We start from the raw sequence: 22373 nt of genomic DNA, 5'->3' as shown, positions 1-22373 counted from the left end.
CTGCGCCACCGCTAGGCATGCTGGCGTACGCAATATTCGATGCATGACCTGCCGGTCCGTGTTTGCCCCCATCCGTTGAAAGAGTATCGTCCATGAGCGTTCATGCCATCAATCATCCGCTGGTCAAGCACAAGCTTGGGCTGATGCGGGCCGCTGGCATCAGCACCAAGAGTTTCCGTGAACTGGCATGTGAAGTGGCAAAGCTGCTGACTTACGAGGCGACTCAGGATCTTGAGTTACAGACGGCAACGATCAAGGGCTGGAGCGGTAAGGCGATTGAGGTCGAACACCTCAAGGGCAAGAAGGTCACTATCGTCCCGATCCTGAGGGCAGGGCTGGGCATGCTGGATGGTGTGACGGACCTGATTCCCAGCGCACGTATCAGCGTGGTAGGCCTGTATCGCAACGAGGAAACCCTGGAGCCGGTGCCCTACTTCGAGAAGTTCGTCAATGATCTCGACGAACGCCTGGCCATCGTCATCGATCCCATGCTGGCGACCGGCGGCTCGATGGTGGCGACGCTCGACATGCTCAAGGAGCGCGGCTGCCAGCAGATCAAGGTTATCGTGCTGGTAGCGGCCCCCGAAGGCATCGAGCGCGTCAAGCGGGCCTATCCCGAGGTCGAGATCTATACCGCCTCCGTCGATCAGCGCCTCGATGAGAACGGCTACATCGTTCCTGGACTCGGTGACGCTGGCGACAAGATCTTCGGTACCCGCTGAGCTCCCAAGGTTCTCAAGGCCCCTAAGATAGGGGCCTTTTTTTGAGCGCCGTGCGTCGGCATCGCCGACGTTATCGATAATTATCGGAGGCTTTCCTGCATGTCAGATTCCGCCCTGCCGCCGCCGGCGACCTCATTGCCGCGCACCGTCCTGACCGGCGCGCAAATGCTCTTCGTCGCCTTTGGCGCCCTGGTGCTGGTACCGTTGTTGACCGGGCTCGACCCCAGCGTAGCCCTGTTTACCGCGGGCGTCGGCACGCTGGTCTTTCAGGCGGTGACGAAACGTAGCGTGCCGGTATTCCTGGCATCCTCGTTCGCCTTCATTGCACCGATCCAGAGTGCGACGGCCAATTTCGGCGTTTCCGCTGCGCTGGGAGGACTGTTCGTGGCCGGGCTGGTGTACGTGGCGATCTCGCAGATCGTGCGGCTCAAGGGCACCGCATGGCTGAGCCGTCTTTTGCCAGCGGTCGTAGTCGGGCCGGTGATCATGGTTATCGGTCTGGCGCTGGCGCCAGTTGCCGTAAGCATGGCGATTGGCGAGACCAGCGACAACATCAGCTATGAACAGGCGATTGCCCTGTCGATGATCAGCCTGCTTGTCACCCTGGTGTTGGCGGTTTTCGGGCGGGGGCTGATTCGCTTGATTCCCATCATGGGCGGGATTCTGGTCGGATATGGGCTGGGATTGGCCATGGGCGTAGTCGACCTGACACCGATGCACGAGGCGAGCTGGCTGTCGCTGCCCAAGTTCGTGGCACCAAGCTTCGAAATCTCCGCCATCCTGTTCATGATTCCGGTCGCCATCGCCCCGGCAGTCGAGCATATCGGCGACATGGTGGCCATCGGCTCGGTGACGCGGCGCAATTACCTGGAAGATCCCGGTCTGCACCGTACGTTGCTGGGTGACGGGCTGGCGACGTCGATCGCCGCGCTGTTTGGCGGACCGCCCAATACGACCTATTCCGAAGTGACCGGGGCTGTAATGCTGACCCGTAGCTTCAACCCCGTCATCATGACCGTGGCGGCCATCGTGGCCATATTGCTGGCGTTCGTGGCCAAGCTCGGGGCGCTGCTGCTGACGATTCCCGCACCGGTGATGGGAGGCATTATGACGCTGCTGTTTGGCTCGATCGCCGTGGTGGGCATGAATACGCTGGTCAAGGCCGGACATTCGTTGACCGCGCCGCGTAATTTGGTGGTGGTCTCGCTGATCCTGGTCTTCGGCATTGGCGGTATGCAACTGGGAGGCGGACAGTTCGCGCTGCAGGGCGTGAGCCTGGCCGCCGTGGTGGGCATCGTGCTCAACCTGTTGCTGCCTCCTGCCCGGGAAGGAGAATAGCCGGTCGGCCCCGGGTTGGTGTGGCTCTCCGGCATGGCTGTGGCGGGAACGGGATCAATAGAATAGAGGTAACGCATGCAGGCAGAAGATATCACCGCCGTGATTCTGGCGGGCGGCCAGGGACGACGCATGGGCGGGCGTGACAAGGGCTGGGAGCCGTTCATGGGTCGGCCATTGATCGAGCATGTGCTGGCGCGCCTCACGGATCAGGTCGGGGCGGTGCTGATCAACGCCAACCGAACGCAGCAGGCCTACCGCCAGCTAGGCTACCCGGTCGTCAGTGATCGTGACGCGGGCTACCAGGGACCCTTGATGGGCATCTGGAGCGGTATGTGTGCGGTCGAGACGCCATGGACATTGATCGTGCCCTGCGATTCCCCGGCCTTGCCCGTGACGCTTGTCGAGCGCTTGAGGCATGGAACGCAGCAGCATGATATCGGCGTGGCACATGACGGTCAGCGCGCCCATCCCGTAGTCGCCCTGATGCGTACCGCGCTGCGCGACGATCTTGGCCAGATATTGGCGGACGGCGAGCGCAAGATAGACCGCTTCTATGCACGTCATGCCTGGTGCCATGTGGACTTCTCGGATATGCCGCAAGCCTTTTCCAACCTCAATTCACCCGACGAACGCGATGCGCTGGAGCGCTCCATGCGGCATTACCCTTGAGGCTTTCATAAGGCTGCACGCTGGCTTTTCTGCGCTTTCAGCAGCTATTGATCTTCGCTCTCCCTGGAGGTTCATCGCGTCGATTCGGCTGGGGTGAGAAGCCATTCAGTGCAATACTAGGGCAACTGTTTTTCGATGATGCGCCGCCTTCGACAAGGACTGAATTTCAATGGCATTGTCACTTGAGACGCTGAATACGCCATTGCTTGGAATTGCCGCCTGGAGCGGGACGGGCAAGACGACATTGCTGGAGTCTCTTCTGCCACGCTTGACGGCACGCAACGTGCGTGTCGCCGTGATCAAGCACGCCCACCATCGCTTCGATGTGGACCAGCCGGGCAAAGACAGTCACCGCCTGCGTTCGGCGGGGGCAGTGCCGATGGTCGTGGCGTCAAGCCAGCGTTTTGCGCTGATGATGGAAACGCCGGGGCAGGAGGAGGCCGATCTTGGCGCCATGATCGCTCAGGTCGAGCCGCTGGCACCGGCGTTGATTCTGGTCGAAGGGTTCAAGGAGTGGCCAATTCCCAAGCTGGAACTGCATCGCGTCTCGCTGGGCAAGCCGCTGCTGGCCGGCGAGGACGCCTGGGTTCGCGCCGCGGCCGTTCAGGGCGACGTCGAAGTCCCATATGATGTGGAGCGCTTGGACCTGGACGATCATGACGCCATCGCCGAGTGGGTCGCCGCCTGGCCGGCACGCTGGATGCGTATGCGCAGCGGCCCGCGTCAGTCTTGTGCTGCGGAGCCGGACTCATGAGCCTGTCCTGCTTCGACCTGGAGGCGCGTCTACTGAGCGTGAAGGAGGCGCTGTCGGCGCTGCTGGCGATGGCACCCGATGCCGTCGAGACGCAGCCCGTATGTCTTTCGGGGCTGCTGGATCGCGTACTGGGCGAGGATCTGATCTCGCCGATCGACGTGCCGCAAAATACCAATGCCGCCCTGGATGGCATCGCCGTCGCCTGGCCAGACTCGCCCATGGAGTATTGGCGGCTGGCGGGGGAAGTGCTGGCCGGTGAGCGTTTCCCCGGTACGCTGAAGGCGGGGGAGGCGGTATCGATCACGACCGGGGCCCCCCTGCCTCAAGGGGCCGATAGCGTGATCATGCGCGAGCAGCTAGCCTTTGAGAAGGACGCCGTCAGACTGTTGCAGGCCGATCAGGTGCAGCGGGGACAAAATGTGCGCCGGGCCGGGGAAGATCTGGCCAAAGGCGCCTTGGCCTTGCGCAAGGGGACCCGGGTTCGACCGCAGCATCTCGGCCTTATTGCGTCGCTGGGGCTGGCGCGGGTGAGAACGCATCGCCGGGTCCGGGTCGCGGTCTTCTCCACCGGCGATGAAGTGACGGCTCCGGGTGAGCCTTTGCCCGGTGCAGGCATCTACGATGCCAACCGTTTTTCCCTGACGGGACTGTTGAACCGGCTGGGCGGTGAGGTGCAGGACCTGGGCATACTGCGCGACGATGCGTCGGAAATCGCCTGGGGATTGTCGCGTGCCAGTGCCAGCGCTGACATGGTGCTGTCCAGCGGGGGCGTCTCGGTAGGGCAGGCGGACTGGATCAAGCCGGCGCTCCAGGCGGCCGGCGGTGAACTCGGGTTCTGGCGGATCGCCATGCGCCCGGGCCGCCCGCTGGCGTTCGGCTGGCTCACGTCCAGTGTAGGGCGGGTACCGTTTTTCGGACTGCCAGGCAACCCCGTGGCGGCCATGGTGGCCTTCCTGCAGTTTGTCCAGCCGCTGCTGCGCCGTTTGCAAGGCGAACAGCACTGGCAGCCGGTGCGTTTGAGTGCGCTGGCCTGCGAAACTCTCGCTAGCCGTGAAGGGCGCACCGACTATCATCGCGGCGTCTACTTCATGGGAGACGACCACCGGCTGCAGGTCCGTACCACCGGGCGACAAGGCTCGGGCCTGCTGAGCTCGATGGCGGCAGCCAACTGTCTGATAGAAATTGCACCCGAACATGCCGAGATTGGTATCGGGATGCCCGTGACGATTCAACCCTTTGGTGACCTGACATGAGCCTGTCCCATCTCAATGCCCGCGGCGAAGCCCATATGGTGGATGTTGCGGACAAGCCCGAAACCCGCCGTGAGGCCGTCGCTCGTGGCCGTATCCATATGCTACCGGAAACCCTGGCGCTGCTCGCTGAGGGCGGTCTGCCCAAAGGCGATGTCCTGGCGACGGCACGGATCGCCGGTATTCAGGCGGCCAAGCGTACCCACGAACTGATTCCGCTATGTCATGCGCTGATGCTCTCCAAGGTCAGCATCGATTTTCAGCTGGATGAACAACAGACGTGTGTCGATGTCGAGGCCCGCTGCCGCCTCACCGGGCGCACGGGTGTCGAGATGGAAGCGCTCACGGCGGTATCGGTGGCATGTCTTACGCTGTACGACATGTGCAAGGCAGTGGATAAGGGCATGCGAATTTCCGATATTCGCCTGGAAAGCAAGCTGGGCGGTAAGTCGGGCGACTGGCAGCGCGAGGCGGGTGACCGGGACGTCGTTGTCGATGCCCCTTTGCCGGAAGGCGAGTCCGAGATACCACTGGTCAGGGTCAAGTTTCTTGCCGAGCTGCGTGAACGGGTTCACCTTCCTGAGGTCGATATTCCTCTCGAGGCCATCGCGGGCAATGATGTTGCCGGACTGAAGTCCGCGCTTGCAGTGCGCGACAAGGTGTTTTCGATACTCGACGAGTCGCGGGTCCTTTGTGCGGTCAACCAAGTGATGGCAACCGACGCCAGCCTGCTCACCGATGGGGATGAGGTGGCGTTCTTTCCGCCCGTGACAGGAGGCTGATTCATGCTGGTACGTGTGCAAGAAGCGCCTTTCGATGTCGCCCAGGAGCAGCGCGCCATGAGCGCGCATCGTTCGGATATTGGGGCGATGGTCAGCTTTACAGGGCTGGTACGAGACTTTAGCGAGCGTCCCGAGGTTCAGGCGTTGACGCTCGAGCATTATCCGGGGATGACCGAGCAATCGTTGGCGGCGATTGCGGAGCAGGCCATGCAGTGTTGGCCGTTGATCGACGTCCGTGTCATTCATCGGATCGGTAAGCTTGAGCCGGGGGATCCTATCGTACTGGTCGTGGTGGGTAGCGCTCATCGCCGCGCGGCGTTCGAAGCCTGTGACTTTGTGATGGATCACCTCAAGACGCGCGCGCCATTCTGGAAAAAAGAACACACCACAAGCGGGGATTATTGGGTTTCCGAGCGTGACAGCGATCACCGGGACGCACGCCGCTGGGAGGAGATATGACGGAGTTGATAGACAGTTTCCAGCGTACGGTTCGGTATGTGCGCATCTCCGTGACTGATCGCTGCGATTTTCGCTGTGTATATTGCATGAGCGAGGACATGACGTTTCTGCCTCGCGCCCAGGTACTGACCTTGGAAGAGCTGAATCTGGTGGCGCGGGCCTTTGTCGAACTGGGCGTGGAAAAGATCCGCCTCACCGGCGGGGAGCCATTGGTGCGCCGTGGAATCGAAGACCTCGTCAGCGAGATTGGGGCGTTGCCGGGTCTCAAGGACTTTGCCATGACCACCAATGGTGCGGGCTTGGGCAAGCATGCCCGAGCCCTCAAGGCCGGTGGGCTTTCACGCTTGAATATCAGCCTGGACTCGCTCGATCCCGAGCGTTTTCGCCAACTGACGCGTACCGGCGATCTGAATCGGGTCATAGACGGCATTCGTGCCGCGCGTGATGCGGGGTTTGAGCGGATCAAGCTCAACGCAGTGATTCTCAAGGGGCGCAATGACGATGAGGTGTTGGATCTCGTCGATTTTGCCCGCGATGAAGCGCTCGATATCAGCTTCATCGAGGAAATGCCGCTGGGCGATGTTTCCGATCACTCGCGTGAAGAGACCTACTGTTCCAGTGACGAAGTGCAGGCGCGCATCGAGCAGCGCTATCCTTTGTTACCCACGACGGAGTCCACTCTGGGACCGTCCCGTTATTTTCGCATGAGCGATAGTGACTCGCGCGTCGGTTTTATTTCCCCGCATAGCCATAATTTCTGTGCGACATGCAATCGAGTTCGGGTCACCGTCGAAGGCCGGCTGCTACTGTGCCTCGGTAACGAACATTCAGTCGATTTGCGTGAAGTGCTATGTCGACACCCCGGCGATATCGAGCGCTTAAAGCAGCGTATCATCGAAGCCATGCCGCTTAAGCCCGAACGCCACCATTTTACAACCGATGGGGATGTTCAGGTGGTGCGCTTCATGAATATGACGGGGGGATGAATCAGACTGGGCGCTTATACGCACGTTTTCACCGTCACTCATGGCGACTGAAATTCAAGAATATCGTTCTTTTTTGAGTGACATTTCTTGCTAAAAAGCATGCGAGGCATATACTTTTTACCACAAATCGCAGTGGTACTGAATCGTGACTTCGGCATGGAGGAGGACAATGTCCACCGACTCTCTAGAGCGCATCGCTCGGAACAAGAATGTGGCGCGTGCAGCAGCTCGTCAGCTGAGTATGGAGCAATTACATAAGCTCGCCGAAGTCATCGGAGAGGTTATTGAACAGAAGCAGCAGGAAGAACAGCAGCGCCAAGCTGAAAGCGCCTCCAAAGAGCGCAAGCTGGCGGAGATTCGTGAAGCCATCAACGATGCGGGCCTGTCATTGAATGACTTGATGGGTGAACAGCCCCGTAAGCGTCGTGGGCGCCCGCCGAAAGGTAAACGTAACGACGAATGAAGGGGCGGCAATAACGACACGCCGGCGCCATAAAAAACGGATCTTTCGATCCGTTTTTTATGGCTGCGATTTGCCTCCACGTATGTTGGCATTGGCAGTGTTCAAGTAGGATTTATCGGCGTCATGCCGGCATGATATGCAGGTAGATATCGGGCAGGTGACGTAAATGCTGGTCAAGCCACTGTACCAGTGGCGAATGAAGCTGGCGCCGAACGTCCGCGACGTTGTCTGCCTGCAATTCTGCAAGGGTGTCATCCAGCCAGTCGGCGAATGCCACATCGTCGAGTGGGGTTTCTGCGCTGGCTTCCCATAACAGCCGCCCGATACGGGCCCAGCCGGTTTCCATGCGTCTGACAGGCAGGGTGACTGACAGTGTGCCACCGCGCCTATGCGTCGCCGTGCGAGTTTTGTTCAAACCGGCAAGGGGCTTTACGGTATTCTGCTCGACGATCCGCGGAATCAGAGTATGGCGCCTTTCGAGTGCCAGTCCCTGCTTGTCGAAGCGAATCAGATCGCCATCCTGAGGAATCAACGGGGCCTGGATGCCTTCATCCTCCGCCAACTGCTGGTGCGCCTGTTGGTGGGCGAGCTCGCCATGTACCGGTAATAGATACCTCGGCTTGACCCACCGATAGAAAGTGCGCAGCTCCTCCTGGGCCGGGTGCCCCGAGGCGTGCAGGCCCGGATGGCTGTGTTCGTCGAATATCGTGACGCCAAGACGCTTCAAACCGTTCTGAAGCCGGGTAATCATCACTTCATTGCCCGGTATGGCGCGGGCTGAAAAGATAACCGAATCGCCGGAATGAAGCTCGAAGTGGGGGTGGCTGCCCTGGGCGAGCCGCGATAGTGCGGCGCGCGGCTCCCCCTGACTACCCGTGGCAATGACCAGTATCTCCTCGGGGGGGAGATAACCGAGATCGCTTACCGGCACCAGAGGGGGGAAATCCTCTAGGTAACCCAGGCTACGAGCCACCCGGACCATGCGCTCCATGGAGCGCCCCATCAGGCTGACGCGGCGCCCGCTGCGTTGTGCGGCGCGGCCCAGCGCGAGAACCCGGGCGAGGTTGCTGGCGAAGCAGCTGACGACGACACGTCCCGAGCATTGCGGCAGGGTTTCCTCAAGGGCACGGGCAACGTCGCCTTCGCTGCGCGAGTGGCCCGGATCAAGCGCATTGGTGGAATCGCCGATCAACAGGTCCACTGGCGCCAGGGAGCGAAACAGTTCCGCATCGATCGGTTGGCCGATCAAGGGGTCGGGATCGAGCTTCCAGTCGCCGGTGTGCAACACCCGGTGATGGGGCGTCAGCATAAGCAGCGCACAGCTCTCCGGGATCGAGTGAGGCAGGGGGAGAAAGCGCAGCGAGAAAGCGCCGACTTCCACGGCGTCGCCGGGCTCAATGATCTCGATGGCATGGGACGCCAGGTGATGCTCGGCAAACTTGGCCCGCAGTAAACCTGCCGCCAGCGGAGTCGCGTAAATGGGACAATTCCAGTGTGGCCATAGCCAGGCCACGGCACCGAGATGGTCTTCATGACCGTGGGTGAGCACCAGCGCGCTGGGGGTAATGCCAAGGCCTGGCAGTTCGTCAATATTGGGCACCTGCAGCGGCGTATCCGTGAGGTCCTGGCGAATCATCATGCCGCAATCAACGACGATCCACTGATCGCCGTATCCATACAGACTGAGATTCATGCCGATCTCGCCACAGCCACCCAACGGGAGAAAATGCAGAGGTGGACGAGGACGTATACGGACTTGCACGCGGGGTTGCAGCATTACTGACCTGAGGCTGGAGTAAGGCTTCCACTATACGGGATGAGGCCGTGCCCTCACAACGCAGGCCGTCGCGTGTCACGCCAGGCGCTATCTCGGAGCTGACGCAAAGGGTAGCAATCGCTACAATCATGCCCCCTTCGGCGGTACTTTTCGCTCGCCACATGCCTGCCGGTTGCTCTGGTGTCGTGTGCGCGTCCTGATCGATGCCGCCGCGTGATGATCTCACTCCCTTTTATGGCGGTTTTGCATGTCTCATTCATATCGTTTGGTCGTTTCCTGCCCTGACCGGGTAGGTATTGTATCCCGGGTTTCAAGCTTCATCGCCAGTCATGGCGGTTGGATCACCGAGGCCAACCAGCACTCCGACCTGGCGACCGGACGTTTTTTCATGCGCTACGAGATCCAGGCCGCTTCCCTACGGCTGGATGCGGCAGGCGCGCGTGAGGCCTTTGCGCCCATCGCCGCGGAGTTCGAAATGGACTGGGCGTTGACCGATACCGCGCGTCGCAAGCGTATGGTGCTGTTGGTCTCGAAAGCCTCGCACTGCCTGGTGGACCTTCTCTATCGCTGGACCGCCGGAGAACTCGACGGCGACATCGTCGGCGTCATTTCCAACCATGACGATATGCGCTCCCTCGTGGAGTGGCATGGCGTACCCTATCACCATGTTCCGGTCAACGCCGACGACAAGCAGGCAGCCTTTGCCGATGTCGAGAGCCTGATCGATGCGCTTGAGGCAGACACGATCGTCCTGGCGCGGTACATGCAGATTCTGCCGCCAACGCTATGCCAGCGTTATGCCGGGAAAGTCATCAACATCCACCATAGCTTCCTGCCGTCATTTGCTGGCGCCAAGCCCTACCATCAAGCCTACGAGCGGGGCGTGAAACTCATCGGCGCTACCTGCCACTACGTGACCGAGGAACTCGATGCGGGGCCGATCATCGAACAGGACATCCATCGGGTTTCGCACTGCCATACGGCGGAGGATCTGGTGCGCTTCGGCCGCGATGTCGAAAAGACGGTACTGGCACGGGGCCTGCATTGGCATTTGCAGGACCGGGTCCTGATCCACGGCAACAAAACGGTGGTTTTTGCTTGAGTGCCATGATGCTCAGGTGGTTACGTAACGTGAGTGCGCCAGCAGGTAGCTGGATATAGGTGGCTTTGCGGCGTGCGTTAACCACAGTGGTATGGCAGCGAGGTAATGCATGTCTTTTTCGGCTACCGTGCTGGCGCCATGGAGCTTGGCGCTGGCGGCTCTGCTGGCCGTCGCGTCTCTGATGCTGGCGGGTTGGCAGGCACCGTGGCGCACCTTGGTACAACAGCGGGGACTGCAGCATCGGCTGTTGGGCGCCACGGTTTGCGCCTTGCTGCTCTGGCAGTTACGTGCCCAGGCGGTGGATTGGCTGACCCTGCACTTAATGCTTTCCACACTGCTGACCTTGGTCTTCGGCGCGCCTCTGGCATTACTCTCGCTTGCAGCCATCAACGTCGGCATGGTGCTGGTGGGGAAGGTCGAATGGTCGTTGCTGGGGGTCAACTATGTGGTCACCGCAGTGATACCGGTATTGATCGCACATGGTATATGGCGCGGTGTCGATCGCTTCCTGCCGAACAATTATTTCATCTACATTTTCCTTTGCGGTTTTTTCGGCGCCGCGCTCTCCTTACTGGGTACCGGGATTGGCGTCATAGTCTTTGCATGGCTTGGCAGCCATGATCCGACAGTGCATAGCCAAGTGCGAGAATATGCACTGTTCCTGCCCATGCTGCTGCCTTCCGAGGCGTTTATCAGCGGCATGTTGCTCAGCATCATGGCCGCCTATCATCCGGATTGGGTCCGTACTTTCGATGCCCATCGCTATCTCGATACCAAGTGATCCCTCGGCCTGATTTCGGCCAGTTCAGTCGAATAGACCCAACTGTCGCGTAGCGTCTTCCTGCACCAGCCTGACACCGACCCCGAGCAGTCGCACGGGACGTGCACCGCGCTGCCAGGCATTCTCCAGCAACGTCCAATATCTCTCGGGCTCGGGGAGAGCTCCGCTGCTTTCCAGCGTAGTGCTACTGAAGTTATCGAAACGGATCTTGACGAACAGCTTGTGAATGGCCGGATTGCCGTGACGTTGCAGGCGCGCGTTCAGTCGCTCGATGAGAGACGATAAGGCGTCTCGACAGGCATTCAGGTCGGGAAGGTCCTGGTGGAAGGTGGTTTCCGCGCTGACCGATTTGCGTTCACGCTCCACCTTGACGGGACGATCATCGACTCCTCGCGCCAGGTCGAAAAGCCGATAGCCGAACTTGCCAAAACGCTCCGTCAGTGCCGCCAGAGATCGGTGGCGCAGGTCCGTACAGGTGCGTATCCCCATGCCTTCGAGTTTCGCCGCCGTCGCAGGACCGACACCATGCAGTCGTTTGACTTCGAGCCGGCTGACGAAATCCTCCATGGCATCGGGTGTAATCACGAACAGCCCGTCGGGTTTTTCCCAATCGCTGGCGATCTTGGCAAGAAACTTGTTGGGGGCGACACCGACGGAAACGGTAATACCGGTGCGCGAGAGAACCTCCTGTTTCAGCCAACGGGCCATCCAGGTCCCGCTGCCATGCCAGCCGGTGACTTCGGAAACGTCGAGATAGGCTTCATCCAGCGAAAGCGGTTCGACCCAGGGCGTAAGCTGATGAAAAATACTCTGGATCTGAGCCGATACCTGGCGATATTTATCGAAGTCTGGTGGCAGGAGGGTCAACTCGGGGCATAGCCGCAGTGCCCTTGCCGTGGGCATCGCAGAATGAATGCCGAACGCACGGGCAGGGTAGTTGCAGGTCGCCACTACACCGCGTTGCGCGGGGCTGGCCCCGATAGCCAGAGGAACCCCGCTCAGGTGCGGAGCGTCACGCATTTCCACTGCCGCATAAAAGCAGTCGCAGTCGGCATGGAGAATCTTGCGCATCGTGCCAAGGTCAGTGCAGACCGCTACCGTCGCCGCCGCGGATCACACCGACCCCTAGACCTTCGATTTCCAGAGGCTGATGACGCAGATCGACTTCGATCGGGGCGAAATCGGAGTTCTCCGCCAGCAGCCAGACCTGGTGTCCCTCGCGCTTGAAGCGTTTTACCGTCACCTCGTCCTCGAGTCGTGCCACCACGATCTGGCCATTCTGCACACGCTGAGTGCGGTGCACGGCAAGCAGGTCGCCGTCGAAAATGCCGATATCCTTCATCGACAGTCCGCGCACCCGCAAGAGGTAGTCGGCACGCGGCGTGAAATAATCGGGCGGCAACGGGCAGTGACGGTCGATGTGAGCGGCAGCGAGAATCGGGCTCCCGGCGGCTACCTCACCGATAATGGGAAGTCCCTGATCATTGGTGGGGGCGGATGTGTCGAGCTCCGTGGCCGCTAGGCGAATACCCCGCGAAGTGCCGGGAATCATGCGAATCACGCCCTTGCGGTCGAGCGCCCGCAGATGTTCTTCCGCGGCGTTGGGAGAGCGGAATCCCAAGGCTCGCGCAATTTCAGCCCGCGTCGGAGGATAGCCGAATTCGTTTATCGTTTTGACGATGAAATCGTAGACGTTCTGCTGGCGAGGCGTGAGCGGGCGGGACATGCAACCTCCGCGGAGTTGTGTTGGGCTGGAAGTGTTCGGCTGTACAGTATGTGATTGTATCCAGTATTTCGGTGTCTGCAACTTCTTCCGTCAAAGCGGTCGTGCCGGCAGGCATGGAACGTTTAATCGTTGCCATTGTGAGTCAAAAGTTGTGCGCGTAGAATCATAGCGTTTAAAACAACTGTTTATGGCCGGAGCGAGGCATTCCCATGGCCCAAACTGATACCGTGACACGCATTCTGGATACCGCTGAAGTGCTGTTCGCCGAGCGCGGGTTTGCCGAAACTTCACTGCGCAATATCACTAGCAAGGCCAAGGTGAACCTGGCGGCGGTAAATTATCATTTCGGTTCCAAGAAGTCCCTGATCCAGGCGGTTTTCGCCCGCTATCTCGATCCCTTTACCCAACGTTTCCACGCCGCGCTGGATACTCTCGAGAGCCGCTACCCGGATGTGATTCCCTTGGAGGTCCTGCTGGAAACCATGGCACGTACCGTGCTTGAAGTGCCCGCCGAGCGTAACAGTCTGAAAACCTTCATGCGCCTGCTGGGGCTCGCCTATACTCAGGCACAAGGTCATCTGCGTCGTTACATCCAGGAGCACTACGGCAGTGTCTTCGCACGCTTTGCAGCGCTGGTACGTCGGGCGACGCCGGATCTGCCGGATGCCGAGCGCTTCTGGCGGCTTCATTTCATGCTGGGGTCGGTAATCTTCACGCTTTCCGGCCTGGATGCCTTACGCGATATCGCCGAGAAAGATTTCGGCGAGCATGTAAGCGTGCGGGAACTGATCCGCCGTCTGCGCCCGGTAGTGGTCGCGGGAATGACCGCACCCTTGCCGGATGCCGAAATCAAGCAGGTAAGCTAAGCGATGCGTACACCATGTCTGCAGCATTTGCCTCCCGAGCGGGGCGTGTGGCTGGAAATCGATGTCACGCATCAGCGGCTCAGCCTATGGCGGGGACGTGAAGTGTGCGCAGAGTATGCGGTGTCGACGGGTGCCGCAGGCGTGGGACAACGCGAAGGCAGCGGACAGACTCCGCTAGGCTGGCATTATGTCCGCGCGGCAATCGGGGCAGGCCAGCCCGTGGATAGTGTATTTCGCGGACGTCGCCCCACGGGAGAGATCTACACGACCGCTCTGGCGCAGGAGTATCCCCATCGGGACTGGATCCTGACGCGAATCCTGTGGCTGTGCGGTCTGGAGCGCGGTATGAATCGTGGGGGCGAGAATGACAGCCAGCGCCGCTACATTTACCTGCATGGCACTCCCCCCGACGAACCGATGGGGGTTGCTGCGTCCCATGGCTGTATCCGTCTGCGTAACGCGGCATTAATGGACGTCTTTGAACGGGCCGTGCCGGGAACCCCTGTCTGGTTGCATCTATAGTGCATTGTGATGGCTCGGCCGGGTCGATTAGAATCCCTTTTCATTTTCCAGGAACGTGACGATGACCCAACCTCTCGGCCCGGTGATGCTGGATCTGGAAGGCACCACCCTGACGCAGGACGAACGGCACTTGCTAGCGCGTCCCGAAGTCGGCGGCGTCATCCTGTTTGCACGCAACACGCAAAGCGCAGAACAGGTGCAGGAGTTGAGCCGTGCGGTACGCGAAATTCGCCCCGATATCCTGTTGGCAATCGACCAGGAAGGCGGTCGGGTGCAACGCCTGCGCGAGGGTGTGACCCGCCTGCCGCCAGCAGCTCGTTTCGGGGGACTGCACCGGGAATCGCCGGAAGAGGCGCTTGCCCTGGCTCAGGATGCAGGATGGCTGCTTGGCATGGAAATGGCCGCATGTGGGCTCGATCTGTCATTCGCGCCGGTGCTCGACATCGACGACAATGCCTCGCCCGCTATCGGTAATCGCAGCTTTGCCTCCGATCCTCAGGCGGTAAGCGCGCTGGCGGGCGCCTTCATCGAAGGTCTGCACGAAGCCGGCATGGTGGCGGTGGGAAAGCATTTCCCCGGCCATGGCGGGGTGAATGTCGACTCTCATCTGGCGCTGCCGGAAGATCCGCGTTCGCTTGACGAACTGCGTGCTCGCGACCTGGTGCCGTTTGCCGCCCTGGCGTCGCGCCTGGACGGCATAATGCCCGCCCATGTGGTGTTTTCGGCCTTCGACCGGCGTCCCGCCGGTTTCTCGCCGAGCTGGCTTGGGATGCTGCGCGAGGAGCTGGCCTTCAAGGGGGTGATCTTTTCCGACGACTTGTCGATGGCCGGCGCGCATGTTGCCGGCAGCCCCGCCGAGCGTGCCCTGGCCGCGTTGGCGGCGGGGTGCGACATGGTCCTGGTATGTAATGACCGCCAGGCCGCGGTAGAAGTGCTTGAGGCGTGCGAAGGAAGACCTTCCCGGCGGCTGGGTAAGCTGCGCTATGCCCGCGCCCGGCCGGGGCTGGAGACGCTGACGGCCCTGACGCGCTGGCGCCGTACGCATGCACGCCTGCAGGCCATGTCCGAAGAATCGCCTGAATAACGCGACGGCCCGGGCGCAATAGGGAGAGTCCCTATGATCTCTCTGGGATCCTCATGCCGACGTTGCGCAACGCGGGACAAGGCGCTAGGGTGCCGCAGGCGCAGCGGGCCTGTCATTGACCGTACCGCTTTCATCATCTTGGAGGCTCAGCGCCTGCCTGGGCGCTGAGCCTCCAGCCCAGCCGTGAAAATCAAGAGTCCGATGCCTAAACAAGCTTCTGCCGTTTGCCATGAATCGCTGGCCACCATGCGGGATGTCATGGCCCATGCCGATTGTCTGATCACCCAAGAGGAAGTGGAAGTTGCCCTGGATCGGATGGCGCAGTCCATTACCGCCAATCTGGGTGACAAGCTGCCGGTCTTTTATTGCGTCATGAACGGTGGCCTGATTACCACCGGCCATCTGTTGACGCGCCTGGGATTCCCGCTCGAAGTCGATTACCTGCACGCCACGCGTTATCGTGGCGGGCTACGCGGCGGCGAGTTGTTCTGGCGGGTATCGCCGGAAGTTCCCATGGCCAACCGGCATGTGGTCATCGTCGACGATATTCTCGACGAGGGTTCGACACTGGCGGCGATCCTCGAGTATTGCCGCGACGCCGGTGCGGCGAGTATTTCGACGGCGGTGCTGGTCGACAAGAACCATGATCGCAAGGCGGTTCCCGGCCTCAAGGCCGATTATTGCAGCCTGAAAGTCGCGGATCGCTACGTTTTCGGTTTCGGTATGGATTACAAGGGATACTGGCGCAATGCCCCGGGCATCTTTGCTCCGAAGGGGCTCTGAGGCGGGAGAGAACCATGCTGGCGATCATCGGCGGTGCGGGCCTGACCGAGATGCAGGGGCTGGAGGTCATCAAGCGGCATACCTCGGAAACACCGCTTGGCGCGGCCTCATCGGGCGTGATACATGGTGCGATGGGTGAAAGGGAGCTCCTGTTCCTGGCGCGCCACGGTCATCCTCATAAGCTGCCGCCGCACCGGGTCAATTACCGCGCCAATATCTGGGCACTGAAAAAAGCCGGGGCGACATGCATCGTCGGGATCAATGCGGCGGGCGGTATCGACCCGGCGTTGGGCCCCGGCACCCTGGTACTTCCCGATCAGCTGATCGACTATACGGTGGGGCGCGAATCGACCTATTTCGACGGACGCTACAAGCCGCTCAAATATGTCGATTTTTCCTGGCCCTACACGGTGTCGCTGCGCGAGGCGGTGCGTGATGCCGCGAGGCGGGCTGCGGAGCCCTTGCACGACGGGGGCGTATATGGCTGCACCCAGGGGCCGCGTCTGGAAACCGTGGCCGAAATCGCCCGTATGGCGCGCGATGGCTGCACACTGGTGGGAATGACGGGCATGCCCGAGGCGGTGTTGGCGCGTGAGCTGGATATTGCCTACGCCTGCCTGGCGCTAGTGGTCAACCCAGCGGCGGGTGTCGTCGAGCGCGAGATCTCCATGGTCGAGATCGAGGCGGCCCAGGCGGGGGGAGCCGAGCGTATCAGGCGTATCGTCAGCGCCATGCTTGAGGGGTAATACACTCATCCCCGCGTGTCGATCCCCACCGATCGTTCGGTGGGGATCGACACGCGGGGTAACGCGGCGGTTATTGTCCCCCGAGTTCATGAATTGCAACTTCGCGCATCTTGTATTTCTGGATCTTGCCGGTCACGGTCATGGGAAAGGTCTCGACGAACTTGACGTAACGTGGGATCTTGTAATGAGCGATTCTGTCGCGACAGAATTCACGCAGTTGCTCTTCGTCCAGACATTGGCCCGCGACAAGCTTGACCCAGGCCATCACTTCTTCGCCGTATTTCTCGTCGGGCACCCCGATGACCTGTACGTCGGATACTGCGGGATGAGTGTACAAAAAGTCCTCTACTTCACGGGGATAGATATTCTCTCCGCCGCGAATGATCATGTCCTTGATCCGCCCGGTAATAGCGACATAGCCCTCTGCATCCATTTCCGCGAGATCGCCAGTGTGCATCCAGCCGGCGTCGTCGATGGCCTTGGCCGTTGCCTGCGGATTCTCCCAGTACCCCAGCATGACACTGTAGCCGCGCGTGCACAGCTCGCCTTTCGCGCCTCGGGCGACCACCGCGCCGGTCACGGGGTCGACCAGCTTGACTTCGAGATGGGGATGAATGGTGCCCACGGTGGTGACCCGTTTTTCCAGCGGTGCGTCGGTCTGTGTCTGTAGGCTCACCGGACTGGTTTCCGTCATGCCGTAGCAGATGCTCACCTCTTGCATGTGCATCTTGTCGATGACCTGGCGCATGACTTCGATGGGACAGATGGAGCCGGCCATGATGCCGGTCCGCAGGCTGGAAAGATCGAAATGTGAAAATCGCGGATGTTCCAGTTCGGCGATGAACATGGTCGGCACTCCGTAGAGCGCCGTGGCCCTTTCTTCGGCTACCGCAGTCAGCGTGGCCAACGGGTCGAAACCGGCGTCAGGGTAGATCATCGCTGCGCCATGGGTCATGCAGCCCAGGTTACCCATTACCATGCCGAAACAGTGATACAGCGGTACGGGAATGACCATGCGGTCTTCGCAGGTCAGGCCGATGCGCTCACCGACGAAGAAGCCGTTGTTGAGAATGTTGTGATGCGAGAGGGTGGCCCCTTTGGGCGCACCGGTGGTGCCCGAGGTGTACTGGATATTGATGGGGTCGTCGAACTGCAGGCTGGCCTGTAGTTCGGCAAGATATGAGGCGCTCACTGCGTCGGAATGGGACTGCAGCGACTCCCACGTCCACATGCCGGGACGTGCCATGGCGGGATCGAGACAGATCAAGCGCTTGAGATGGGGAAGATGCGCGCTGGCAAATTCACGAGGCGAGCCGGCGTCGATTTCCGGCGCCAGCTCGGCAAGCATGGCGACGTAATCGGCCTGTTTGAAACCGCCTTGCAGTACCAGCGTTGACGCCCCGGACTGGCTGAGCGCGTACTCCAGCTCATGGACCCGATAACTGGGATTGATATTGACCAGTATGGCGCCCAGTTTGGCGGTCGCGAACTGAATGATCGACCATTCTGCACAGTTGGGCGCCCAGATGCCGACGCGATCGCCTTTGGCGACGCCGATCGCCAGCAGCGCCCGGGCCGTTTGGTCGACGGCGTGCTTGAACTCAAACCAGGTGTAGCGAATCCCCTGGTGGCGACTGATCAGCGCATCGCGGTCGCCGTGACGTACGACGATCTCATCGAAGCAGTCACCCACCGTTTGACCCTTCAGCGGCGTCTCACTGACGCCGCTGACATAGCTGAGGCCTTGAGCGGGGATAGTGGGGGTGTGGGGTGTCATCTCAACTCCTGTCTTGTCGTTATGGTGGGTGCAGGGCACCAGAGTTCAGAGCTGTTCGAGCTTGTATCAAGAAAGCCACTGCGCCGAGATCAGCTGGGCAGGCGTTCCTGTTCCAGACGGGCCAGCGCATCTTGACAACGGCCTTCGACGTCTTCCAGCTCGCGCTGCATCACGTGGATGTCTTCCAGTTGTTGCGCCAACCCCTGGCGCTTGTCGGCGAGAATATCGAGCATGCGTTTGAGCTGGCGGGCATCGCCGTCGTGTTCGTCATCGTAGAGCCCAATGACTTCACGAATTTCAGCCAGGGAGAATCCCAGCCGCTTCCCCCGCAGCGTCAGCTTGAGGCGAACGCGATCTTTTTCATGATAGATGCGAGTCTGCCCCTGACGCTCGGGAGCCAGCAGTCCCTCCTGCTCGTAGAAGCGGATCGTCCGGGCTGTAACGTCAAATCGCCTGGCGAGTTCGCCGATGGAATAGGTGCGGCGGGACGGGGTGCCGCCAACGGTGCGAGTAGGGGATGGCATGAGAGACGGTCCTTGAATGGGTCGGCCACGGCACTAGGCCACCAGCCTCAGACTAGAGGAGGTTTACGTTAACGTAAAGCAGGCGGGCATAAACAGTATGTGCAGGAGTGAAGACGTGGCGCCAGCAGCCTTGCAAGCTGGATAAGGGGCGGCGGCTAAAAATAGATACTAAGTTCAATATCATCAACAGGACGGACCAAGGCAAGGTTTCAATCTTGATGAAAGACTCATATACCTGCAGAGAGAACCATGAAAATCGTTAGTGAAGCATGGGCCCATCGTCGCGCGTTGCCGCTCTTCGGTATGACGGTCTCTTGCCCTTACGCCCATAGAAAGGAGCGCTGAAATGAGTACATTGCCCGTTCTATTCGATGAACTGCCGGCTCGGGAAGGCGGGCGTATCGGTGTCGCGACACTCAACGCACCTCGAACGCTCAATTCGCTGTCGCTGGAAATGATCCAGGCGCTTTACACCAAGCTCGAAGCTTGGGCAGCGGATCGCTCGATTGCCTGCGTTTGGTTGGAGGGAGCGGGCGGCAAGGCGTTTTGTGCCGGCGGCGACATCGTCTCGTTGTACCGGGCGATGACCGAGTATAGCGGTGGCGAGAGCGCCTTTGCCGAGACCTACTTCACCGCCGAGTATCAGCTCGATCACCTGATTCACTGCTACCCCAAGCCGCTGATTGTCTGGGGCGACGGTATCGTCATGGGGGGCGGCCTGGGATTGATGGCCGGCGGAGGACAGCGAGTGGCGACCGAAAACACGCGTCTTGCCATGCCGGAAATCAGCATCGGCCTGTATCCCGATGTCGGGGCCAGTTGGTTTTTGAGCCGCATGCCGACCGGCATCGGCCTTTACCTGGGCTTGACCGGGGCTCAGTTCAACGGGCGCGACGCCGTCATGTTGGGGCTGGCGGACAGGCTGATTCCTCGCGAGCGGCGTAACGCCGTGCTTGGCGCGCTTGAGGAAGCCGATCTTCGCTATCCGGATGCCGGAGTGCGCCAAGTGCTGGCACAATTCGAAGCCCGCGAGAGCATGCCCGAGGGGCAGGTAATGCCCCGTATCGACACGCTTCAGGCGTTAACCGACGCAGGCGACGTAGTGGCCGTGGTCAAACGCATCCTAGACGATACGCGTGATGACGCCTGGCTTATGGCCAACCGGGAACGTCTCGCCGCCGGATGTCCGACGACGGCGCACCTGGTGTGGCGTATGCAAAAGCGCCACCGGCACGGGCGTCTGGCCTGCGCCTTGCGTGACGAGCTCAATCTATCGGTACAGTGTTGCCGGCATACCGAACTGGCCGAAGGCGTACGGGCATTGCTGATCGACAAGGACCGCAATCCGCAGTGGGCGTATCCGAACGTCGCCAGCGTGGCATCGTCCTATATCGACGGCTTTTTTCTGCCGCTCTGGACATCCGACGAGCATCCGCTGGAAGCGCTGTAAGCGATTCGCTGGATGACATGCTGCGCGGGGGTGACTGGCAAGTCCCTCATCGGCCGCTACCCTGTACAGCGATTCATACCCAATATCCAGGAGGGAACCTGAGATGCCTCAAGTACTGTTACCCATTGCCCACGGCAGTGAGGATATCGAGACCGTTACACTGATTGACGTGCTGCGTCGTGCCGAGATCGAGGTCTGCGTAGCCTCGGTGGAGGAGGAGGAAACCGTGACCCTGGCACGTGGCAGCCGCTTGGTTGCCGATGTCAGGCTCAGCTCGTTACGTGAAGACCAGGTCTATGATCTCATTGTGCTGCCTGGCGGCATGCCCGGCGCCGAAAGACTGCGCGACTGCTTGCCCCTGAGGGGATTCCTGACCCGCCAGCAGGAAGCCCAACGCTGGGTCGGAGCGATCTGCGCTGCGCCGGGGGTGGTGCTGGCGGCTTATGACATGGTTCGTGGACGCGCCGTAACCGGCTTTCCGGCGTTTCAGGCGCCTCTGGAAGAAGCGGGAGGACGTCTGACGCATATGACCGTGGTCGAAGATGGCTGGTTGATCACCAGTCAGGGGCCAGGCACGGCAATCCCTTTCGCTCTGCACCTGGTCCGCCGGCTGGTCGACGATGCGGCGGCGCACCGTATTGCCGAGGCCATGCTGGTGGACACTCCCTGAGCCGAATACGGCCTTTCGCCGGGCGGCATGGTAGGTATAGCCATCAGCGGGCACTGAAGCGTCGCTGCAAACCGGTTTCGGCGATCATGCGCGTGGATATTTCCTCGATCGAAAAGCGGGTCGTGTCGATAAAGGGAATGTGCGCGCGCCGATATAGCGCTTCGGCCTGCTGGATTTCCAGCATGCACTGATCCAGCGAGCAGTAGCGACTGTTGGGGCGCCGCTCGGTACGTATCGCGGCAAGGCGCCGTGGGTCGATGGTCAATCCAAACAGCTTGTGGCGATAGGGCGCCAGGGAGGGCGGCATCTTCAGCGTGCCGTTTTCGTCCTGGTCGTCTTCGGTAAACGGGTAGTTGGCGGCACGCACGCCGAATTGTAGCGCCAGATACAGCGAGGTGGGTGTCTTACCGCAGCGCGAGACGCCGACCAGAATGATATCCGCTGCATCATATTGATGGGTGCGGGCCCCATCGTCGTTGTCGAGGGCGAAATTGACCGATTCGATGCGATGCATGTAGACATCGTCGTGGCCGATGGCGTGTGTACGGCCCACGGTATAGGACGAGTGGGTGCCGAGTTCCTCTTCAAGTGGGGCGAGAAAGGTGGAGAAGATGTCGACCTTGAATCCCGGCGCTTGTGAAATGATGTCGCGAATCGTCTGGTCGAGGATGGTATCGATGATGATCGGTTGCACGCCATCGCGTACCGCCGTCGACTCGATGATGGCCACGAGCGAACGTGCCTTGTCGGGCGTGTCGATATAGGGCTTGGTGATCAACTGCAGATCGACGTTCTCGAACTGGGCCAGCAAGCTGCGGCCCAGGGTTTCGGCCGTGATGCCGGTGCCATCGGAAATGAAGAAGGCGGTACGGGGCATGATTTTCTCGCTTGAAATGGGACGCTTGAGCAGCCTGTCATTGTCGACGCTGCGAGTGTGCCAGGCAATGCGCTAACGCTGTATCGATGCGGTTCACTACACAAACGCCGCAAAACGCTCATTTGTTGTAAAAATACTCCAGGGCGTTCGCTATTAGACCAATGGCGAATACCGCGGGCGGCTGTTAGGGTGAAACACATTCACCATACGTGACGCAGCGAGCCTGTCGCCGGCTGTACTGCGAGCATGGATGCGCTTGTTTACC

Annotated in this window: 24 protein-coding genes; 18 read left to right on the top strand and 6 right to left on the bottom strand. The window is 60.5% G+C overall.

Annotated elements, in window-relative coordinates; translation table 11 throughout:
* Window positions 1–92: 92 nt before the first annotated feature.
* From upp to ACW4DH_RS00905, 9 genes are all read left to right on the top strand, one after another.
* Window positions 93–722, top strand: coding sequence for a uracil phosphoribosyltransferase (upp, locus tag ACW4DH_RS00945; protein WP_459634477.1), 630 nt, complete (start codon window positions 93–95; stop codon window positions 720–722).
* A 99-nt stretch (window positions 723–821) separates the two neighbouring features.
* The gene (locus ACW4DH_RS00940) at window positions 822–2060 is read left to right on the top strand and encodes a uracil-xanthine permease family protein (protein ID WP_459634476.1); all 1239 of its coding nucleotides are present in this window, start codon (window positions 822–824) and stop codon (window positions 2058–2060) included.
* A 75-nt stretch (window positions 2061–2135) separates the two neighbouring features.
* Window positions 2136–2729, top strand: a complete 594-nt coding sequence (mobA, locus tag ACW4DH_RS00935) for a molybdenum cofactor guanylyltransferase MobA (protein WP_459634475.1) — start codon at window positions 2136–2138, stop codon at window positions 2727–2729.
* 169 nt (window positions 2730–2898) lie between these two features.
* On the top strand, window positions 2899–3483 hold the full coding sequence (gene mobB, locus ACW4DH_RS00930; RefSeq protein ID WP_459634474.1) for a molybdopterin-guanine dinucleotide biosynthesis protein B: 585 nt from the start codon (window positions 2899–2901) through the stop codon (window positions 3481–3483).
* A complete protein-coding gene (gene moeA, locus ACW4DH_RS00925) occupies window positions 3480–4736 on the top strand; it encodes a molybdopterin molybdotransferase MoeA (protein WP_459634473.1) in 1257 nt (418 codons plus the stop codon). The genes mobB and moeA overlap by 4 nt, the downstream gene beginning before the upstream one ends.
* Window positions 4733–5515 (top strand): cyclic pyranopterin monophosphate synthase MoaC, encoded by a 783-nt coding sequence (gene moaC / locus ACW4DH_RS00920; protein WP_459634472.1) that lies wholly within the window; start codon window positions 4733–4735, stop codon window positions 5513–5515. Before moeA ends, moaC begins: the two co-directional genes overlap by 4 nt.
* Before the next feature lie 3 nt (window positions 5516–5518).
* Window positions 5519–5974 (top strand): molybdopterin synthase catalytic subunit MoaE, encoded by a 456-nt coding sequence (gene moaE, locus ACW4DH_RS00915; protein WP_459634471.1) that lies wholly within the window; start codon window positions 5519–5521, stop codon window positions 5972–5974.
* Window positions 5971–6960, top strand: coding sequence for a GTP 3',8-cyclase MoaA (gene moaA / locus ACW4DH_RS00910; RefSeq protein ID WP_459634470.1), 990 nt, complete (start codon window positions 5971–5973; stop codon window positions 6958–6960). Before moaE ends, moaA begins: the two co-directional genes overlap by 4 nt.
* A 169-nt stretch (window positions 6961–7129) precedes the next feature.
* The gene (locus ACW4DH_RS00905; protein ID WP_459634469.1) at window positions 7130–7423 is read left to right on the top strand and encodes an H-NS family histone-like protein; all 294 of its coding nucleotides are present in this window, start codon (window positions 7130–7132) and stop codon (window positions 7421–7423) included.
* 121 nt (window positions 7424–7544) lie between these two features.
* On the opposite strand, the gene ACW4DH_RS00900 is transcribed toward ACW4DH_RS00905, so the two are convergent.
* On the bottom strand, window positions 7545–9116 hold the full coding sequence (locus tag ACW4DH_RS00900; protein WP_459634468.1) for a ribonuclease J: 1572 nt from the start codon (window positions 9114–9116) through the stop codon (window positions 7545–7547).
* A 331-nt stretch (window positions 9117–9447) separates the two neighbouring features.
* On the opposite strand from ACW4DH_RS00900, the gene purU reads away from it, so the two are divergent.
* Together purU and ACW4DH_RS00890 are read left to right on the top strand one after the other, a co-directional pair.
* Entirely contained in the window at window positions 9448–10302 is an 855-nt protein-coding gene (purU, locus tag ACW4DH_RS00895) for a formyltetrahydrofolate deformylase (RefSeq protein WP_459634467.1), read from the top strand.
* A gap of 109 nt (window positions 10303–10411) precedes the next feature.
* Entirely contained in the window at window positions 10412–11083 is a 672-nt protein-coding gene (locus ACW4DH_RS00890) for an energy-coupling factor ABC transporter permease (RefSeq protein ID WP_459634466.1), read from the top strand.
* A 24-nt stretch (window positions 11084–11107) separates the two neighbouring features.
* Here the strand turns inward: ACW4DH_RS00890 and dinB are convergent, their stop codons facing one another.
* Window positions 11108–12154, bottom strand: a complete 1047-nt coding sequence (gene dinB / locus ACW4DH_RS00885; protein WP_459634465.1) for a DNA polymerase IV — start codon at window positions 12152–12154, stop codon at window positions 11108–11110.
* Between the two features lie 10 nt (window positions 12155–12164).
* Complete coding sequence (gene lexA, locus ACW4DH_RS00880; protein ID WP_459634464.1) at window positions 12165–12809, bottom strand: transcriptional repressor LexA; 645 nt, start codon at window positions 12807–12809, stop codon at window positions 12165–12167.
* A 209-nt stretch (window positions 12810–13018) separates the two neighbouring features.
* Here lexA and ACW4DH_RS00875 point away from each other — a divergent pair, with 209 nt between their 5' ends.
* The 5 genes from ACW4DH_RS00875 (at window position 13019) to ACW4DH_RS00855 (ending at window position 16810) form a co-directional block, all read left to right on the top strand.
* Entirely contained in the window at window positions 13019–13675 is a 657-nt protein-coding gene (locus ACW4DH_RS00875; protein WP_459634463.1) for a TetR/AcrR family transcriptional regulator, read from the top strand.
* A 3-nt stretch (window positions 13676–13678) separates the two neighbouring features.
* Window positions 13679–14197 carry a L,D-transpeptidase family protein gene (locus ACW4DH_RS00870; RefSeq protein WP_459634462.1) on the top strand — a complete coding sequence of 173 codons (519 nt, stop codon included), beginning with the start codon at window positions 13679–13681 and terminating at the stop codon, window positions 14195–14197.
* Window positions 14198–14258: 61 nt separating this feature from the next.
* Window positions 14259–15281: a beta-N-acetylhexosaminidase gene (gene nagZ, locus ACW4DH_RS00865; protein ID WP_459634461.1), complete on the top strand. Its 1023-nt coding sequence runs from the start codon at window positions 14259–14261 to the stop codon at window positions 15279–15281.
* 201 nt (window positions 15282–15482) lie between these two features.
* Window positions 15483–16064 (top strand): hypoxanthine-guanine phosphoribosyltransferase, encoded by a 582-nt coding sequence (locus ACW4DH_RS00860; protein ID WP_459634460.1) that lies wholly within the window; start codon window positions 15483–15485, stop codon window positions 16062–16064.
* Window positions 16065–16078: 14 nt separating this feature from the next.
* Window positions 16079–16810, top strand: coding sequence for an S-methyl-5'-thioinosine phosphorylase (locus ACW4DH_RS00855; RefSeq protein WP_459634459.1), 732 nt, complete (start codon window positions 16079–16081; stop codon window positions 16808–16810).
* 70 nt (window positions 16811–16880) lie between these two features.
* On the opposite strand, the gene ACW4DH_RS00850 is transcribed toward ACW4DH_RS00855, so the two are convergent.
* Window positions 16881–18587 (bottom strand): AMP-binding protein, encoded by a 1707-nt coding sequence (locus tag ACW4DH_RS00850; protein ID WP_459634458.1) that lies wholly within the window; start codon window positions 18585–18587, stop codon window positions 16881–16883.
* A gap of 89 nt (window positions 18588–18676) precedes the next feature.
* Entirely contained in the window at window positions 18677–19111 is a 435-nt protein-coding gene (locus ACW4DH_RS00845) for a MerR family transcriptional regulator (RefSeq protein ID WP_459634457.1), read from the bottom strand.
* A gap of 346 nt (window positions 19112–19457) precedes the next feature.
* Between ACW4DH_RS00845 and ACW4DH_RS00840 the strand changes: the two genes are divergently transcribed.
* Entirely contained in the window at window positions 19458–20561 is a 1104-nt protein-coding gene (locus ACW4DH_RS00840) for an enoyl-CoA hydratase/isomerase family protein (RefSeq protein ID WP_459634456.1), read from the top strand.
* Between the two features lie 103 nt (window positions 20562–20664).
* Window positions 20665–21231, top strand: coding sequence for a DJ-1 family glyoxalase III (locus ACW4DH_RS00835; RefSeq protein ID WP_459634455.1), 567 nt, complete (start codon window positions 20665–20667; stop codon window positions 21229–21231).
* Window positions 21232–21274: 43 nt separating this feature from the next.
* On the opposite strand, the gene ppsR is transcribed toward ACW4DH_RS00835, so the two are convergent.
* Window positions 21275–22108, bottom strand: coding sequence for a posphoenolpyruvate synthetase regulatory kinase/phosphorylase PpsR (ppsR, locus tag ACW4DH_RS00830; protein WP_459634454.1), 834 nt, complete (start codon window positions 22106–22108; stop codon window positions 21275–21277).
* Window positions 22109–22373 lie beyond the last annotated feature (265 nt).

It is taken from the genome of Halomonas sp. WWR20 (genome assembly GCF_054602495.1).
This window is presented reverse-complemented; position numbering and strand designations above follow the sequence as displayed.

Excerpts from the sequence above, each read along its gene's own strand:
- upp (WP_459634477.1), top strand. The coding sequence starts at position 93 with ATGAGCGTTCATGCCATCAATCATCCGCTGGTCAAGCACAAGCTTGGG.
- ACW4DH_RS00940 (WP_459634476.1), top strand. The coding sequence starts at position 822 with ATGTCAGATTCCGCCCTGCCGCCGCCGGCGACCTCATTGCCGCGCACC.
- mobA (WP_459634475.1), top strand. The coding sequence starts at position 2,136 with ATGCAGGCAGAAGATATCACCGCCGTGATTCTGGCGGGCGGCCAGGGA.
- mobB (WP_459634474.1), top strand. The coding sequence starts at position 2,899 with ATGGCATTGTCACTTGAGACGCTGAATACGCCATTGCTTGGAATTGCC.
- moeA (WP_459634473.1), top strand. The coding sequence starts at position 3,480 with ATGAGCCTGTCCTGCTTCGACCTGGAGGCGCGTCTACTGAGCGTGAAG.
- moaC (WP_459634472.1), top strand. The coding sequence starts at position 4,733 with ATGAGCCTGTCCCATCTCAATGCCCGCGGCGAAGCCCATATGGTGGAT.
- moaE (WP_459634471.1), top strand. The coding sequence starts at position 5,519 with ATGCTGGTACGTGTGCAAGAAGCGCCTTTCGATGTCGCCCAGGAGCAG.
- moaA (WP_459634470.1), top strand. The coding sequence starts at position 5,971 with ATGACGGAGTTGATAGACAGTTTCCAGCGTACGGTTCGGTATGTGCGC.
- ACW4DH_RS00905 (WP_459634469.1), top strand. The coding sequence starts at position 7,130 with ATGTCCACCGACTCTCTAGAGCGCATCGCTCGGAACAAGAATGTGGCG.
- ACW4DH_RS00900 (WP_459634468.1), bottom strand. The coding sequence starts at position 9,116 with ATGAATCTCAGTCTGTATGGATACGGCGATCAGTGGATCGTCGTTGAT.
- purU (WP_459634467.1), top strand. The coding sequence starts at position 9,448 with ATGTCTCATTCATATCGTTTGGTCGTTTCCTGCCCTGACCGGGTAGGT.
- ACW4DH_RS00890 (WP_459634466.1), top strand. The coding sequence starts at position 10,412 with ATGTCTTTTTCGGCTACCGTGCTGGCGCCATGGAGCTTGGCGCTGGCG.
- dinB (WP_459634465.1), bottom strand. The coding sequence starts at position 12,154 with ATGCGCAAGATTCTCCATGCCGACTGCGACTGCTTTTATGCGGCAGTG.
- lexA (WP_459634464.1), bottom strand. The coding sequence starts at position 12,809 with ATGTCCCGCCCGCTCACGCCTCGCCAGCAGAACGTCTACGATTTCATC.
- ACW4DH_RS00875 (WP_459634463.1), top strand. The coding sequence starts at position 13,019 with ATGGCCCAAACTGATACCGTGACACGCATTCTGGATACCGCTGAAGTG.
- ACW4DH_RS00870 (WP_459634462.1), top strand. The coding sequence starts at position 13,679 with ATGCGTACACCATGTCTGCAGCATTTGCCTCCCGAGCGGGGCGTGTGG.
- nagZ (WP_459634461.1), top strand. The coding sequence starts at position 14,259 with ATGACCCAACCTCTCGGCCCGGTGATGCTGGATCTGGAAGGCACCACC.
- ACW4DH_RS00860 (WP_459634460.1), top strand. The coding sequence starts at position 15,483 with ATGCCTAAACAAGCTTCTGCCGTTTGCCATGAATCGCTGGCCACCATG.
- ACW4DH_RS00855 (WP_459634459.1), top strand. The coding sequence starts at position 16,079 with ATGCTGGCGATCATCGGCGGTGCGGGCCTGACCGAGATGCAGGGGCTG.
- ACW4DH_RS00850 (WP_459634458.1), bottom strand. The coding sequence starts at position 18,587 with ATGACACCCCACACCCCCACTATCCCCGCTCAAGGCCTCAGCTATGTC.
- ACW4DH_RS00845 (WP_459634457.1), bottom strand. The coding sequence starts at position 19,111 with ATGCCATCCCCTACTCGCACCGTTGGCGGCACCCCGTCCCGCCGCACC.
- ACW4DH_RS00840 (WP_459634456.1), top strand. The coding sequence starts at position 19,458 with ATGAGTACATTGCCCGTTCTATTCGATGAACTGCCGGCTCGGGAAGGC.
- ACW4DH_RS00835 (WP_459634455.1), top strand. The coding sequence starts at position 20,665 with ATGCCTCAAGTACTGTTACCCATTGCCCACGGCAGTGAGGATATCGAG.
- ppsR (WP_459634454.1), bottom strand. The coding sequence starts at position 22,108 with ATGCCCCGTACCGCCTTCTTCATTTCCGATGGCACCGGCATCACGGCC.